This is a genomic window from Mycolicibacterium parafortuitum, from assembly GCF_002086815.1.
Classification (GTDB): domain Bacteria; phylum Actinomycetota; class Actinomycetes; order Mycobacteriales; family Mycobacteriaceae; genus Mycobacterium; species Mycobacterium parafortuitum.
This window is the reverse complement of sequence record NZ_MVID01000018.1, coordinates 107,878-123,761: the sequence shown is the minus strand read 5'-3', so window position 1 is coordinate 123,761 and position 15,884 is coordinate 107,878. Positions and strand designations below refer to the sequence as shown.

Below are 15,884 nucleotides of genomic sequence, written 5' to 3'. Positions count from 1 at the left end.
CCGGTGGAGGGGGCGGGGGCAGGGTGTCCGCGGGTTCGGGTTCTGGTTCTGGTTCGGGCTCGGGTTCGGGCTCCTCGCCGGGTTCTTCCTCGGTTTCCGCGTCGGCCTCATCCTCGTCGAGTTCCTCCTCCTCGTCGAGTTCCTCCTCGGTTTCTTCGTCGGGTTCCTCGTCCAGGTCCTCGATTTCCGGCGGCTCAGGGATCTCGGCGCCGCCGCTGCCACCGAGCAGCCCGCTCAGCGCGTCGGCGAACTGCTGTCCGAGCCCCGACAGGCCTCCCCCGATGTCGGGCAGCCCCGAACCCATCGATCCGAGCGACGGCGGTGGCTGCGGTGCGACGGGTGCGGCGTCCACCAGCGGCGCGGGTGCGGGTGCGGGGGCGGCAGCCGGGGGCGAGGGTGGTGCGCTCCACGCGGCCGGGACTGTGGACGCGAGCGGGGCTGTGGGTGCGGGGAGACCGGGGCTGCCGACCGGCCCCAGATCACCGGGGACGTCGAACACCGGCGGGGATCCCGGCTCGATGGCGGCGATCGCACGCTCGTAGGCCTGGTTCACCGCACCCACCGCGGCACGCATCGCGGCCAGCCAGTCGCCTCGAACAGCGCTGTCCACGAACGGCTTCACCGCCTGGTCGACGAGTTCACTGGCTGCCGCGACATCACCGGCCCCGGTCGTGACCGTCGTCGCCGCAGCAGACCATTCGGCTCTGGAACCGGCCGCACGTTCGTCGACCTCGATGACGGCGTCGACCTTTCTGTCCACCGCGGACCACAGCTCGTCGCGCAGCGCGGCGACCGCGCCGGCGGCGGTATGGATCGCCGTGGCGACGGCCGCCGCGGAATCCCCGTGCCGCCGAAGGAAATCCCGCGCGGCAGCGGCGCCGGAACCCTGCCACGCCGCGGCGATCTCGGCACGCTGACGGTCCTGGACGGCCAGCGCGTCCCGCACCGAGCGGCCCGCACCCTCCAGCGCCGCACCGCACCGCTGCAGCGCACCGAGGTCCATCCCGTCCTCGGTGCCGTACCAGTCGGCCAGCTGGCCTGGATGCACCGTGAGGTCGGCGTGCTCGTAGCCGAGATGCTTGCACGCCCACACGTAGCGGGCGATCGTCTCGACAGCGGACCGTCCATGCGCCAACTGTGCTGCCACATCCAGCGTTTCGGCCATCGTGCTACCCCACCAGCCCGGCGGCGCGTGCGTCGGCGTCCTCGTAGCGGTCGGCGGCAGCGCGCAGGGCCACCGAGATCTCGGTCGCCGCGCGGGACCACTGCCGCAGCGAAACCGCAAGGCCGGCAAGTGCTTCCCGCACCGTGTCACCGTGAGCGGCGTAGGCGCGGCCGGCCGAGGCCGCACCGAACTCGACGTCGCCGAGATGACGGCGCACCACGTCGTCGACGATCGCGGCGACCGTGTCGTATTCGCGCGCGATCGCGCGGACCGCAGCCGTGTCGACGCGTGCCGCGCTCACCGTTCCCATACCAGGTAGGACGCGGCAGCGCGCTGTCCGGTTCCGTCAGCTTTCGGCGGTGACCGAATCCGCGACACGGACCGCCATCTGGCGGGCGGTGTCCTCGTCGGCGGCCTCCACCATCACCCGGACCACCTGTTCGGTGCCCGAGGGACGCAACAGGATTCGTCCGGAATCCCCGAGTTCGGCCTCGACCTGTGCGACAGCGTCACGCACGGACGGGGCGTCGGCAACCGTCGTCTTGTCGTTGACCTCGACATTGATCAGCACCTGCGGCAGGGTCTGCATCGGTTCGGCCAACTGCGCGAGGCTGCGCCCCGTCTGCGCCATCCGGGCCATCAGCCGCAGCCCGGTGACGATCCCGTCGCCGGTGGTGCCGAACGACGGCAGCACGATGTGGCCGGACTGCTCTCCACCGAGGGAGAACCCTCCGGACCGCAGCTCTTCGAGCACGTACCGGTCCCCGACCCCGGTGGTGCGCACCGCGATGCCGGCCGCACGCATCGCCAGGTGCAGGCCCATGTTGCTCATCACGGTCGCGACCAGGGTGTTGTCGGCCAGCTCGCCGCTGTCCTGCATCGCCAGCGCGAGCACGACCATGATGGCGTCGCCGTCGATGACGCGCCCGTGGGCGTCCACCGCCAGGCACCGGTCGGCGTCGCCGTCGTGCGCCAGCCCCAGGTCGGCGCCGTAGGACACCACCGCGGACCGCAGCGAGTCCATGTGCGTCGAGCCACAGCCGTCGTTGATGTTCAGACCGTCGGGTGCGGCGTGGATCGGGATCACGTTCGCTCCGGCGGCCCGGTAGGCGCGGGGGGCCGCCAGCGAGGCAGCGCCGTGCGCGCAGTCGACGACCACCGTCAGCGCGTCCAGCCGGGTGGTGGCCGCTTTACCGACGTGGCGCAAATAGCGCTCCAGCGCATCCTCGGCGTCGATCACCCGGCCGATGCCGGCGCCGGTCGGGCGTGCGCCGGGCCCCTGGTGGACCAGCTCCTCGATGCGGTCCTCGGTGGCGTCGTCGAGCTTGTGGCCGCCGGGACCGAAAATCTTGATGCCGTTGTCGGGCATCGGGTTGTGCGACGCCGAGATCATCACGCCGAAGTCGGCGTCGTAGGCACTGGTCAGGTACGCGACCGCGGGTGTCGGCAGGATGCCGACGCGCAGCGTGTCGACGCCCTCGCTGGCGATCCCGGCGATCACGGCGGCTTCCAGCATCTCGCCGCTGGCGCGGGGGTCGCGGCCGACCACAGCAATCCGTCGCCCGGTGCCCGTGGTTCTCGTCAGCCGCCGCGCCGCGGCCGACCCCAGGGCTGTCGCCAGTTCGGGGGAGAGTTCGGAATTGGCGACACCGCGCACGCCGTCGGTGCCGAACAGTCGAGCCATCGTGACAACCTCTCACACCCGGGGGCCCACGAGCCAATTTGCGCACCCGCGCCGATTATGGCCCGTGCGGACCGGAAAACGGCTCACCGCCCGCACCCCGGCGTGGGGTACGGGCGGTGAGTTCGAGCTGAGTTCGGGCTCAATTACCCTTCGCTGCTGGACTCCTCTTCGGAGCCCGGTGCGGCGGGCGGCTCGAAGCCCTCACCCGAGCCGGTCGGGCTCTGGGTGGCGCTTCCGCTCTCACTGTCCTCAGCGGCGCCCTCGTCCGCCGGCGCGCTCTCGGCCGACGTGGCGTTCTGGGCGACCACCAGGTCGCCGCCCGGCAGACCCGAGCACACCGTCTGCGCGGTGCCCTCGTCGTCGACCTGGCCGGCCAGGGCGCTGACATCGGTCGCCTCGACGCCACACAGGGCGCTGGCCGCGGTCGCGGCGGTGTCAGCGGTGACGCCCTGCAGCAGGGTCACGTCGCCGACGGAAAGATTCACGAGACCATCCGGAGTATCCACAGGCTGCGCCTGCGCCATTCCGAGTCCGGCGGTGAAAAGCAGGGATCCACCGAAGACAGCACCCGCTGCGGCGTTCTTGACGAAGCTCATCAATCACTCCTTTGCAGTTCTGAAGCCATGAGGCAGGAACGGCCTGCCGACGCTGAACTCGCGTCCTGGCTTCGAATTCGAGGGTTGCCCAGTTCGATCGGCGAATACAACCCCGGTCCCCCGGAAAAGCCGGTAAAGCGAATTCAGCTAATTAACTATTCGCGTCTTTCCCCTGTGCACAGCACCGAACAGATTCCCTGAATTCGCTCTGTGTCACGGGCCACATTCGTCGTTCCGGGTGTCGATTCGACCCCAGAACGCCGAACGCCCGGCGGCTCGCGAGGAGCCACCGGGCGTCGGGATGTGAAGCGATCAGCGCTTGCTGTACTGAGGCGCCTTGCGCGCCTTCTTGAGTCCGTACTTCTTGCGCTCGATGGCTCGCGGGTCGCGAGTCAGGAAGCCGGCCTTCTTCAGTGCGGGCCGGTCCTCCGGCTGCACCAGGATCAGGGCGCGGGCGATGGCCAGGCGCAGCGCGCCGGCCTGGCCCGACGGGCCGCCACCATCGAGGTGGGCGAAGATGTCGAACTGCTCGACGCGATCGACGGTCACCAGCGGCGCCTTGATGAGCTGCTGGTGCACCTTGTTCGGGAAGTAGTTCTCCAGCGTGCGGCCGTCCAGGTTGAACTGGCCGGTGCCGGGAACCAGGCGCACCCGGACGACGGCTTCCTTGCGGCGGCCGACGGTCTGGATGGGACGGTCGATCAGGACCGGCTCGCGCGGGGCCTCGTACTCGGCGTCGCTGTAGGTCTCTGTCTCGACGGCCGCGGTCTCGAAGGAATCCGCCTCGACGGCCTGCGTTTCGACAGCCTCGGCCACCTCGGTGCCCTCGACGTCGGTGTATTCAGCTTCGGTCACTGGGCCACCTGCTTGATCTCGAACGGAATCGGCTGCTGCGCGGCATGCGGATGCTCCGGACCCGCGTAAACCTTCAGCTTCTTCTGGACCTGACGGCTCAGCTTATTGTGCGGAAGCATGCCGATGATCGCGTTCTCGACGACGCGGGCCGGATGCTTGGCCAGCAGATCGCCGATCGTGCGCTTGCGCAGACCGCCGGGGTAACCCGAGTGGCTGTAGGCGAACTTCTTGGTGAGCTTGTCGCCACTGAGGGCGATCTTCTCGGCGTTGATGATGACGACGAAATCGCCACTGTCGACATTGGGCGTGAACGTCGGCTTGTGCTTGCCGCGCAGCAGCTTGGCTGCTTCCGTGGCGAGCCGGCCGAGCACCACGTCCGTGGCGTCGATGACGTACCACGAACGCGTGGTGTCACCCGCCTTCGGCGTGTACGTAGACACAGCGCTACCTCTATCTCTGTTCGAGCATCTGCTCGGGTGTGTGATCCCGGTGGCCCGGGTGCCGGTCAAGCGTGTGCTGCAAGAATGCCTCGGCGACCGGCGGGGACCCGAGGCGACCGAAGGCCCGAAGGCCGGCGCACGCCAACGAGGCAGCTTACCTACTGATATCCGCGCAGGTCAAAACGCGCTAGCGGTAGTCGATGACGACCCGTCCGTCGATCTGCCCGCGTTCCATTCTGTCGAACACGTCGTTGATGTCGTCCAGTCGCGTCGTGTGCACGGTCGGATGCACGAGCCCGCGGGCGAAGAAGTCGATCGCCTCCACCATGTCCTGACGGGTGCCGACGATCGAGCCGCGGATCGTCAGCGCCTTGAGCACGATGTCGAAGATCGGGGCCGGGAAATCGCCTGGCGGCAGGCCGACGAAGACGATGGTGCCGCCGCGCCGCGCCAGCCCGATCGCCTGGCCGAACGCCTCCCGGTGCACGGCGGTGACCAGCACTCCGTGCGTTCCGCCGGTGGCCCGTTGCACCTCGGCGACCACGTCGGCGGTGCGCGCGTTGACCACCACCTCCGCACCCAGTCGCGTCGCGAGGTCGAGTTTGGAGTCGTCGACGTCGATCGCCACGACCCGCAGACCCATCGCCCTGGCATACTGCACCGCGACGTGGCCGAGCCCGCCGATCCCCGAGATCGCCACCCACTGGCCGGGTCGCGTGTTGGTGACCTTGAGGCCCTTGTACACGGTGACACCCGCGCACAGGATCGGCGCGACCTCGACGGGATCGACGCCGTCGGGGATCCGGGCGGCGAACGCCGCGTCGACGAGCATGTAGGTGCCGAAGCTGCCGTCCACGCTGTAGCCGCCGTTGCGCTGGCTCTCGCACAGCGTCTCCCACCCGGTGCGGCAGTACTCGCACACCCCGCAGGCCGACCACAGCCAGGCGTTGCCGACCATGTCCCCCGGGGCCAGGTCCTCGACGCCGTCGCCGACGGCGACGACGGTGCCGAAACCCTCGTGCCCGGGGATGAACGGCGGCGACGGCTTCACCGGCCAATCACCGTGTGCGGCATGCAGATCCGTATGGCATACGCCGGACGTCACCAACTTGACCAACGCCTCGCCGGGACCGGGCTGGGGCAGATCGCGGTCTTCGATCACCAGCGGTTCACCGAACCCGGTGACGACGGCGGCGCGCATCGTGTTGTCGGTCATCGGCTCAGAAGAACCCGAGGGCCTGGTCGCTGTAGCTGACCAGCAGATTCTTGGTCTGCTGGTAGTGGTCGAGCATCATCTTGTGGTTCTCGCGGCCGATGCCGGACTGCTTGTATCCGCCGAACGCCGCGTGGGCGGGGTACTGGTGATAGCAGTTCGTCCACACCCGGCCCGCCTTGATGTCACGGCCGGCGCGGTAGGCGGTGTTGCCGTTGCGGCTCCACACCCCGGCGCCGAGACCGTAGAGGGTGTCGTTGGCGATGCGGATGGCGTCGTCGTAATCGGTGAACGACGTGACGGCCACGACCGGGCCGAAGATCTCCTCCTGGAAGACCCGCATCGAGTTGTTGCCGGTGAAGATCGTCGGGGCGACGTAGTACCCGCCGTTCAGATCGCCGCCGAGCTGCGCCCGCTCACCCCCGGTGAGGACCTGGGCGCCTTCGCTCTTGCCGATCTCGATGTAGGACAGGATCTTCTCCAGCTGGTCGTTGGAGGCCTGCGCACCGATCATCGTCTCGGTGTCCAGCGGATCGCCCTGCCGGACGGCCTTGGTGCGGATCGCCGCCAGCGCGAGGAAATCGTCGTAGATGTCGGCCTGGATCAGCGAACGCGACGGGCAGGTGCACACCTCGCCCTGGTTGAGGGCGAACATCGTGAAGCCCTCCAGCGCCTTGTCCTGGTAGCTGTCGTTGGCGGCGAGCACGTCGTTGAAGAAGATGTTCGGGCTCTTGCCGCCGAGCTCCAGGGTGACCGGGATCAGGTTCTGCGAGGCGTATTGCATGATCAGCCGGCCGGTGGTGGTCTCACCGGTGAACGCGATCTTGGCGATCCGGTTGCTGGAGGCCAGCGGCTTGCCCGCCTCGACCCCGAACCCGTTGACCACGTTCACGACGCCGCCGGGCAGCAGGTCGCCGATGATCTCCATCAGGTACAGGATCGACGCCGGGGTCTGCTCGGCGGGCTTGAGCACCACGGCGTTGCCCGCGGCCAGGGCCGGGGCGAGCTTCCAGACCGCCATCAGGATCGGGAAGTTCCACGGGATGATCTGGCCGACCACGCCGAGCGGCTCGTGGAAGTGATAGGCGACGGTGTCGTCGTCGATCTCGCTCAGCGACCCCTCCTGCGCGCGGATCGCGCCGGCGAAGTAGCGGAAGTGGTCCACCGCCAACGGGATATCGGCGTTGAGGGTCTCGCGGATCGGCTTGCCGTTGTCCCAGGACTCGGCCAGCGCGATGGATTCGAGGTTCTCCTCGATGCGGTCGGCGATCTTGTTCAAGATCACGGCACGCTCGGCGGCCGAGGTCTTACCCCACGCCGGCGCCGCGGCGTGGGCGGCGTCGAGGGCCTTCTCGATGTCGCTGTCGTCGGAGCGGGCGACCTCGGTGAACGGCTGGCCGGTGACCGGGGTCGGGTTCTCGAAGTAGCGGCCGGCGTTGGGCGCGACCCACTGGCCGCCGATGTAGTTGTCGTAGCGGGGCTTGAACGACATCAGGGAGCCGTCGGCGCCGGGACGGGCGTAGACAGTCATGGATCCTCCTGCGTGGTGTGGTCTGCGTCACCAAACGTACGCGCGTCACCGTTGCAGCACGGTTGCATCGTCGGCCAGAATTTCCGGCATCTCCGAACCACGCCGCAGACCCCGCCAACAGCGTTCCCGAGACACGGTGAACACGCTGGTGGAGGCCGCCGCACAGGTGTTCTCCCGGGAGGGCATCGGCGCGACGACGAACCGGATCGCCGAACGGGCCGGGTTGTCGATCGGCACCCTCTACCAGTACTTCCCGGACAAGTTCGCGCTGCTGGACGCCCTCGCCGAGCGGCACGTGCGCGAGGCCGACCGGAAGCTGACCGAGGTGTTCGCGGAGTTGCGGACGCAGACGCCGCCGTTCGACGCGGCGATGCGCACGGTGCTCGATGCGGTCCTCCGGTTGCACGGCGACCGGCCCCGACTGCACGCCCTGCTGCACCGCATGGTCCCCGTGGATCAGGACCGACTGGAGGCGCTGCAGGGCTTCGAGGACCGCATCTGCGACGAGGTCGCGTTCCATCTGAAGCGCTGCGGGCGCGGCGGCGACGACGTGGACTGGACGGCACGCACGCTGGTGCACGCGATCGATGCGCAACTGCACCGGGTGATGACCCGCCACGGGTACCACGCCGAGGATGCGCTGGACGCGTTGATGGTCACCGTGGCGCGACTCGCGCCGCCACCTGCGTGAGCGCGTCCCGCATCTGGGTCAGACCGGGCTCCTCGACCGGGAAGTGACCGCAGCCCTCCAGCATCACCACCTCGGTCGGCGCCGAGATCCGTTGCAGGAAGCGGATACTGAGCTCGGGCGGGGTCCAGGCGTCCGCGGCCGGCGCGACGAGGGTGACCGGCGCTCCGGTGTAGTCCTCGGGCGCGGTGTGCGCATAGGTCATCCAGTCGGCCAGGAATCCCAGCGGGACGCGGGCGCCGCCGCCGCGCGGGTCGGATGCACACAGCCTCGACAGCCGCGGATCGGTGCTCATCGCGGCCATGTCGGCGAGCCAGCGGATCGGCAACCGGACGCGCCCGAGGACCGGTTCGAGCGCGCGCAGCAGGGCGGGGGCCGGCCGTCCCAGCCACGCGAACCTGGTCGCCGCCGCGCGTGCGGCGGGGTCGGACATGTCCAGCAGGCAGGTCGCCACCACCGCGGCGACCTGCCCGGTCCGGGCGGCGGCCTCATAGGCCAGCATCCCGCCCATGCTGGCGCCGAACAGGATCAGCGGGCGGGGGTCCGCCGCGCGCTCCGCCTGGACCAGATCGCACAGCAGCGCCACCCAATCGGCGTAGCGCACCCCGGCGGGGTCGGGGTCCACGGTGTCGCCGTAGAGCGGCAGGTCCGGCGCCAGCACCTCGACCCCGTCCCCCGCGGCGACGGACGCCAGAGGCCACAGCGCACCGCTGTAGCCCCCGCCGCCGTGGATGACCATCACACGCAGCCGTGCGTCGGGGACCGCGGCGCGGGCGATCTGCACGGAGCGGCCTTGCCACGGCCACCAGGTGCTGACCGGCGGGGTCCAGCCGTCGGTGTAGGCCTCGGGGAGGAACCGGGCGTAGCTGTCGACGCTCATGACACCCCGCTCATGACAACCCGCCCATGACACCCATGGTCGAATCATGATGCAGGCTTTGACAACTCGCGTTCCCTCCCGGCTCGACCTGCGGTTTCCCCGCGGTGCTCAGGTTTCACCCGAGCTCGTGGTCGAGACCCGCGAGGTGGCCGCGGGCCTGCGCACGTGCCAGCGCGGTGACACCGGCGCTGTCGCGCAGTGCCTGCCAACCGTCACGGTCGTCGCGCCCCTCGGGGAGCTCGAGCCAGCGGCGCAACAGCTCGGCACGCCCCTGAGCGCTCTCGGCCAGCACCGCGGCGCGCAGCGTGACCGACAGCTGGGTGCGCAGTCGCGCGATCGCCGGGGATACCGACTGCGTCAGCAGCGGGCCGGGATAGCGGTTCAGCGCGGTTTCGACGTCGGCGGCGTCCAGCGCGTCGAACACCTCGCCGAGGTCGCTGGTGATCGGTGTCCGCAGTCGGTACGGCCGCGACCCGAGGTGTTCGGCACCGATCACCTTGCGCAGCCGCGACATCTCGGCGCGCACGGTGACGACATCGAGGTCCTTCTCGTCGAGCAGCACGGCGAGGTGGTCGGCGGACAGCCCCTCGGGATGGCGGCTGAGCAGCACCAGGATGTCGGCGTGCCTGCCGGTCAGGTGGGTGGTCTGCAGATGGCCGTTGCCGTCGGTGGTGACCCAGCGGGGCCGGTCACCGCCCAATACGACCAGGTGGGGTTTCCGGGTGGCCGGTTCGGCCCCGATGCCGGTGAGCCGCAGCAGTGCGAGGTGGTTCTCCACGGCCATGGCCGTGGCGCGGACCAGCGCCAGGGTCTGCCCGGTCGCGACGTCGCTTCCGCCGGTCAGGTCGATGGCGCCCAGCAGCGCACCGGTGGTCGGGTCGTGCACCGGGGCGGCCGTGCAACTCCACGGCTGGACGATGCGGGAGAAGTGTTCCGATCCGTGGATCTGCAGCTCCCGGTCCACGGCCAGCGCGGTTCCCGGGGCGTTGGTGCCTGCACCGCGTTCGCTCCAGTCGGCGCCGGGCACGAAGTTCATCGCCTCGGCCCGCCGGCATGCGGCGGGGTCCCCTTCGACCCAGAGCAGGGTGCCGTCGGCGGCGCTGACCGCGACGACGATCCCGGAGTCGACCGCGTCGTCGACCAGGAGCCTGCGGATGACCGGGAGTGCGGGAGCCAGCGGATGGGTCTGCCGCAGTCTCTCGACGGCGGCCGCGGCCCCGGCGGCGCGGGCACCGTCCAGATCGGGATCGACGCCGCCGGCCAGGCTGCGCTGCCAACTCTGCGCGACCACCGGGCGCACAGCGACGGAGTCCAGATAACCGGCGTCGACCTCGCCGGCGACGAACAACTCGTGCAACGCGCGCAGCCGGGATGGCGACGGTGCGCCGGGCGACCGTCCCGTCGAGCTTGTCGAAGTTGGCACTGGCGTTCCCTCTGTGTCCCGCACCACCCTAGCGCGTGGCGACCACTGTGCGGCCCCCGTTCGGCTCCCCTCCTCCCGGGGGCCGCACAGTGTCGGGGCGGGGCGTCAGGCGCCCCAGGCGTTGGCGGCTCTGCGGTCGGTCGCCGCGACGTCGTCGGAACCCTCGCGCACCGCGTTGCCGAGGTTGATCAGGATGTCGTTCAACGCGGTGGCGGACTGTTCCCAGCGGGTCTGTTCGATCCGGTACGCCTCGGCGGCATCGGCCGTCCAGGTGGCCTGCAGCGGGGCGATCTGTGCGCGCAGGTCCTCGAGCGCGGCATTGAATCGCGAAGCTGTGGAATGGATCTCCTGGCGGACCGCGTACTCGATCTCGCCGAAATCATAGGACAGGGTGTCGGTCATCGCCGGCTCACAGACTCTGCGCGACGGAAGCGATGCGCTGCGAGTGGCCCTCGGCGGCGTCGCGCAGGACGCGTTCGTTGTCACGGATCGTCTGGGCGATGCGCTGCAGAGCGGAATGGAGTTTCGCCGACTCCGCGTTCCACCGCTCCACCACCTCCCGGAAACGCACCGCGGCGACACCGCCCCACACCGACGGCGGCACACTGCTCATCGCGCCGATGAACTGCTGCAGCATCGCGCGGATCTCGTCGTTGCGGAGGTCGGTCTTGTCGGCCACCGACACCATGAGCTCGAAATCGGTGGCCAGTGCGGGCCCGTGTGGACCTGACGGTGTCATGGGGATCCTTTCGTCGTTTCCTGCGTCTATAGAGTTGGACGCGCCGTGAGCCAATACGGTTCCGTGTGAGCCGAATTCATTTCACGGCGTGCGCTGAGCGCACCGCATCGACGCACTCCGGGGCGAGCTGCCCGCGGGATGGTTCGTCCTGGCATCCGATCGCGATGCGTACCTCGCCGTCGGTCAGCACCGCCCAGCGCGTCAGGGTGTCCGACCGTCGTTCGACGTAGGTCACCGCCGGCCGTCCTGCGCGTTCACCCGCCGGGTCGAAGTCGGTGAACACGCCGTCCGGTTCGAGTTCGAGAGCCCGCCGCAGAGACTCGGCGACCTCCTGCAGCGCCACCGCACCACCGACGGATTGCGTGATGTGCAGTGCGGGAAGCCCATTCGGCGCACTCACACGTACCCGCGCCGACCCGGAACCGCGCGTCACGCGCTCGGCCGTCCAGCGGGCGGGTACCCGGACGGCGACCCGCCCCTCGACGAGCATCCGGGTCGCCTCCGGCGCAGACGCGGTGCGCGTCTCGGCGGCCCATCCGCCGGCCACCGCCGCCGCTGTCACCGCGGCACCGGTCAGCACCGCGGCCATCCGGGGCGATACCCGCGGGCGCACTCGTTCGACGGGAACCGGTGAACGTCGGGTCAGCACCGCCGCGGCGGCCGCCTCGACGAGTCGGGGTGTGCTGCGCCGCAGGCCGATACCGCGGTGGCGCAGTTTCGCGACGAAGTCGGGGGACGGTTCAGCGACACCGGCCGGGATGTCGACGAGCACGCAGCCCGCAGCAGGCAGGTACTGCGCCAGGTCCGGCGAATCACGCGCCACGGCGACAGGATCGGAGGACGGCGTCACGATCACGGCATGATCGGGCGCGAACTCCAGCACGGTGACTTCGCCGTCCTCGAACAGCGACGCCCGCCGCACGACGACGGGATCTGCGAAGACGCCGGCTGCCGCGGTGGCGACGACCTCGACACGGCCGGCCGGCCACCAGGTCGGGACGACCACGACCACTGTCGATGCGGTGTCGCCGCACGCGGTCCGCAGCACGTCACACCACAGTTCGGGCACCGGCACGGCCTCGTCGCCGACCAGTGCGACGGGATCGTCGATGCCGTCCAGCGCTGCGGCGGCGAGCGATTCCGGCACCGGGCACGGCCCGCGCAGGGTGTGCGGGCCGACCTCGACGACCGTCGTCACGGCGGATCCACCCACCCGACCTGGATCAGCTCGTCCTGCCGGCCCCGCACCACGAGCGTGCCGCGTCCGGCAGGCAGCCGGGCAGGCCGGACGCCGCCCAGTAATACGCCGTCGTCGGCCGTGGCGCTCATCATCAAACCCGCGCAACCCATATCGCGCATCCGGGCCAGCACCGGGTCGAACATCGCCCGCGCCGCTCCGCCGGATCGGCGCGCGACGATGAGGTGCAGCCCGAGGTCCTTGGCGTGCGGCAGGAACTCGGCGAGTGGGTTGAGCGGATTCCCGGTGGCGCCCGCCACCAGGTCGTAGTCGTCGACCAGCACGTACAGCTCCGGGCCCGACCACCAGGACCGGTCCCTCAGCTGCCGTTGCGTCACGTGTTCGTCGGGCATTCGCGCGGTCAGGGTTTCGATCAGCGCGGCCAACCGCGATGTCACCGCGGTGCCCGTCACCGCATAGCCGGTGAGCCGCGCGGATTCGACGACACCGAGCAGCGTGCGCCGGACGTCGACGATCTCCAACCGCAGATCGCGTGGTGCGGCTTCGAGTTCGGTGCACAACAAGCGCAGCACCGCGGTCTTGCCGCACTCGTTCTCCCCGAGGATCAGCAGATGTGGGTGCTCGTCGAAGTCGAGTGTCACCGGTGTCAGGTCGCGCTCCCCCAGTCCCAGCAGCACCTCGCCGCGCCGTGCGACGGCCGCGATGGACCGCCGGTCGATACGGGCGGGCAGCAGTTCCACCGGTGGGGCGGTGTGCGCACCGGTGCGCACAGCGGTCACGTCGGGTACCGCGATCGCCATCTCGCTGCCGTCGCGCGTGAGGCCGTGGCCCACCGGCCGGTCGGCGATCTCCCGGGCGCGCCGGCGATCCATCTCGGATTCGGACGGATCCCCCAGCCGCAGTTCGATGCGTGTGCCGATCTGGTCTTTCAGCGCCGGGCGCAGGTCCGCCCAGCGCGACGCCGCGAGAACCACATGGACGCCGTAGGCCAGTCCTTGCGCGGCAAGCGCGGTGATCGCCGGTTCCAGCCCGTCGAAGTCCTGCCGCACGGTCGTCCACCCGTCGACCACCAGGAACACATGCGTGTCCCGGCCCGCCGATTCCGATTCCCGTTGGCGCAGTACCGCTTCGACGTGCGCGACGGTACGCCGGGCGAGATCCGCGTCGCGCCGTCCCGCCACCGCGCCGACGTGGGGCAGCGTTTTCAGCCGGGCCAGTTCGCCGCCGCCGAAGTCCAGACAGTAGAACTGCACCGCACCGGCGTCGTGTGTGGCGGCCAGCGCGGTGATCATCGTCAGCAGTGTCGTCGACTTGCCCGCCCGCGGCGCTCCGACGACGGCGACGTTGCCCGCCGCCGCGGACAGGTCGACGAGGTGCGGTGTCTGGCGCTGTTCGAACGGGCGGTCCACCACGCCGATCGGCACGTTCAGCAGCCGGGCGGGTGCGGCGGCCAGCAGTTCGGCAAGGCTGGGAGCGCAGCGCAGCGGCGGCAACCACACCCGGTGCGCCTCCGTGCCGCGGCCGCACACCTGCCCGAGGACCGTGTCCAGCAGCGACGCCGTCGCCTGCGGCGTGGGGTCAGGTCGGGTGTCGGAGCGGGTGAAGCGCCGCACCTCGGCCGCGGGCTGCTGCCCCGGGGCCGCCGGGGTGTAGCCGCCGGAGACGAACGCGGTCTGAAAGCGGGTCAGCTCACCAGATGCGGTCTTCAGGTAGGCCGCGCCCGGCTCGGACGGCAACGCATACGCATCCGGCACCCCGAGTACCGCGCGGGATTCGGCGGCGGAGAACGTCTTGAGACAGATGCGGTAGGACAGGTGCGTCTCCAGTCCACGCAGTCGACCCTCGTCGAGGCGCTGGCTGGCCAGGAGCAGGTGGATGCCCAGCGACCGACCCAGGCGGCCGATCGCGACGAACAGGTCCGCGAAATCGGGATGCCGGCTCAGCAATTCGGAGAACTCGTCGACGATGACGAACAGTGCGGGCAGCGGGGGCAGGCCGCCGTCGCGGGTGCGGGCCCGGGCGTACTCACCGATGTTGGCCAGGTTGCCCGCCGCCCGCAGGGTCTCCTGCCTGCGATTGATCTCCCCGGACAGCGCGTCACGCATCCTCGACACCAGGGGCGCCTCGTCGGCGAGGTTGGTGATCACCGCCGAGACGTGCCGGGCCTTCTCCAGACCGAGGAAGGTCGCGCCTCCTTTGAAGTCGACCAGGACCAGGTTGAGGAGCTCCGGCGGGTGATCGGTGATCATCCCGAGCACGAGCGTGCGCAGAAACTCCGACTTCCCCGAACCTGTTGCGCCGACGCACAATCCATGCGGCCCCAGGCCGCCGGCGGCGGACTCCTTGATGTCCAGCACGACGACCGAACCGTCCTCGGCCACCCCGATGGGCGCCCGTAGCCGGCCGGACTCCGAACGCGGTGACCATCGGCTCCGCACATCGATCGCGGTGGGGTCGTCGATACCCGCCAGCGCACACCAGTCCCGCCGACCGCGGGGCCGCGCCGTCCCATCGCGTCGCCGGCCGGTGATCCGACGGGCGAAGGCCAGCGCATCGGCAGGTGACATCACGTCGTAGACGGCCGCGACCGGACTGCCGTCGACGCTGACCCCGACGTCACCGGTGCCGGCGGCGACGGTGATCGACGTGCCCGGACTCGGTGGCGCGGCAACACCGTCGGTGACGACGACACGAAGCCGACAGGATTCCGAATCACGTTGGTGAGGTAACCATTTCAGCCAGTCCCAGTCCCGCCCCGGGGGTGCCGCCACGGACACCAGGTCGGGGTGGTGCCACGCGGCGACCTGACACACCATCGCCGACACCACCGACCTCGCCGTGTCCGGGTCGCCGGTGACGGTGATCCGTGTGCCCGCGCGCAGCGCGACCGTCACCGGCACGTCGAGCACGACGGACCGGTTGCCGATCATCCGGTGCACGGCGTCCGCGGTGACCGGGTCGGCTTTGTCCGCGGACCCGAAATCCGGTGCCACCGCCGTGATCGCGCACGGTTGCTCGCCGATTCCGATCCGGATCACGCCGAAATCGCCGTCGCCCTCGGCGCGTTCCCACATCCGCGACGAGCCCGCCAGCGTCCACAGCGATGTGGGTTCGGGATGGGTGCAGTGCAGTCGGCGGTGCTGCGCTTCGGCGCTGCGGGCGAGCAGATCGTCGACGGTGTCCAGATACCGCAGGTACTCGGCGCGTTGTGCGGTGAGCTCACCGGCGCGGCCCGCGCCCCGACCGCCGTAGGCGAGGGTGCCGATCAGCGAAACCAGCATCATCACCGGGAAGAACAGGAACATCGGGCTGCGCGTCGCGGTGTCGGTCGAGGTCATGTACAGCACGGTCATGCCGCCCATGGCGGCGATCATCGCGACGGGCATCAGCCGCGCCAGCGGGTTCGTCCGGGTCGGCTCCGGTGGGGCCGGGGGTGCGTCGATGACCATCCGGCCGGTGTCCATATAGGAGT

At 70.1% G+C, this 15,884-nt stretch carries 15 protein-coding genes; 1 reads left to right on the top strand and 14 read right to left on the bottom strand.

Annotated features, from left to right (window positions below; translation table 11 throughout):
- The 8 genes from BST38_RS18990 to adh form a co-directional block, all read right to left on the bottom strand.
- On the bottom strand, positions 1–1,165 hold a 1,165-nt coding region (locus tag BST38_RS18990; RefSeq protein ID WP_083145004.1), incomplete at its 3' end, for a hypothetical protein.
- 4 nt (positions 1,166–1,169) lie between these two features.
- A complete protein-coding gene (locus BST38_RS18985; RefSeq protein ID WP_083145003.1) occupies positions 1,170–1,475 on the bottom strand; it encodes a type VII secretion target in 306 nt (101 codons plus the stop codon).
- 36 nt (positions 1,476–1,511) lie between these two features.
- Entirely contained in the window at positions 1,512–2,849 is a 1,338-nt protein-coding gene (gene glmM / locus BST38_RS18980) for a phosphoglucosamine mutase (protein ID WP_083145002.1), read from the bottom strand.
- Between the two features lie 143 nt (positions 2,850–2,992).
- Positions 2,993–3,445 (bottom strand): hypothetical protein, encoded by a 453-nt coding sequence (locus tag BST38_RS18975; RefSeq protein ID WP_083145001.1) that lies wholly within the window; start codon positions 3,443–3,445, stop codon positions 2,993–2,995.
- 312 nt (positions 3,446–3,757) lie between these two features.
- Positions 3,758–4,261, bottom strand: a complete 504-nt coding sequence (rpsI, locus tag BST38_RS18970) for a 30S ribosomal protein S9 (protein ID WP_083145018.1) — start codon at positions 4,259–4,261, stop codon at positions 3,758–3,760.
- A gap of 35 nt (positions 4,262–4,296) precedes the next feature.
- On the bottom strand, positions 4,297–4,740 hold the full coding sequence (gene rplM, locus BST38_RS18965; RefSeq protein WP_083145000.1) for a 50S ribosomal protein L13: 444 nt from the start codon (positions 4,738–4,740) through the stop codon (positions 4,297–4,299).
- Between the two features lie 187 nt (positions 4,741–4,927).
- The gene (gene adhP, locus BST38_RS18960; protein WP_181792006.1) at positions 4,928–5,956 is read right to left on the bottom strand and encodes an alcohol dehydrogenase AdhP; all 1,029 of its coding nucleotides are present in this window, start codon (positions 5,954–5,956) and stop codon (positions 4,928–4,930) included.
- 4 nt (positions 5,957–5,960) lie between these two features.
- Positions 5,961–7,484: an aldehyde dehydrogenase gene (gene adh, locus BST38_RS18955; protein ID WP_083144999.1), complete on the bottom strand. Its 1,524-nt coding sequence runs from the start codon at positions 7,482–7,484 to the stop codon at positions 5,961–5,963.
- Positions 7,485–7,620: 136 nt separating this feature from the next.
- On the opposite strand from adh, the gene BST38_RS18950 reads away from it, so the two are divergent.
- The gene (locus BST38_RS18950) at positions 7,621–8,175 is read left to right on the top strand and encodes a TetR/AcrR family transcriptional regulator (RefSeq protein WP_237160840.1); all 555 of its coding nucleotides are present in this window, start codon (positions 7,621–7,623) and stop codon (positions 8,173–8,175) included.
- Here BST38_RS18950 and BST38_RS18945 read toward each other — a convergent pair.
- The 6 genes from BST38_RS18945 to eccCa all read right to left on the bottom strand — a co-directional run bounded on the left by BST38_RS18945 (position 8,141) and on the right by eccCa (position 15,876).
- Positions 8,141–9,052: an alpha/beta hydrolase gene (locus BST38_RS18945; RefSeq protein ID WP_083144998.1), complete on the bottom strand. Its 912-nt coding sequence runs from the start codon at positions 9,050–9,052 to the stop codon at positions 8,141–8,143. The genes BST38_RS18950 and BST38_RS18945 overlap by 35 nt on opposite strands.
- 115 nt (positions 9,053–9,167) lie before the next feature.
- Positions 9,168–10,475: a helix-turn-helix domain-containing protein gene (locus tag BST38_RS18940; RefSeq protein WP_083144997.1), complete on the bottom strand. Its 1,308-nt coding sequence runs from the start codon at positions 10,473–10,475 to the stop codon at positions 9,168–9,170.
- A 105-nt stretch (positions 10,476–10,580) separates the two neighbouring features.
- Positions 10,581–10,877, bottom strand: a complete 297-nt coding sequence (locus BST38_RS18935; protein ID WP_083144996.1) for a WXG100 family type VII secretion target — start codon at positions 10,875–10,877, stop codon at positions 10,581–10,583.
- Between the two features lie 7 nt (positions 10,878–10,884).
- The gene (locus tag BST38_RS18930; RefSeq protein ID WP_083144995.1) at positions 10,885–11,214 is read right to left on the bottom strand and encodes a WXG100 family type VII secretion target; all 330 of its coding nucleotides are present in this window, start codon (positions 11,212–11,214) and stop codon (positions 10,885–10,887) included.
- A 76-nt stretch (positions 11,215–11,290) separates the two neighbouring features.
- Positions 11,291–12,412, bottom strand: a complete 1,122-nt coding sequence (locus tag BST38_RS18925) for a type VII secretion-associated protein (RefSeq protein ID WP_237160839.1) — start codon at positions 12,410–12,412, stop codon at positions 11,291–11,293.
- The gene (eccCa, locus tag BST38_RS18920) at positions 12,409–15,876 is read right to left on the bottom strand and encodes a type VII secretion protein EccCa (RefSeq protein WP_083144994.1); all 3,468 of its coding nucleotides are present in this window, start codon (positions 15,874–15,876) and stop codon (positions 12,409–12,411) included. Before eccCa ends, BST38_RS18925 begins: the two co-directional genes overlap by 4 nt.
- Positions 15,877–15,884 lie beyond the last annotated feature (8 nt).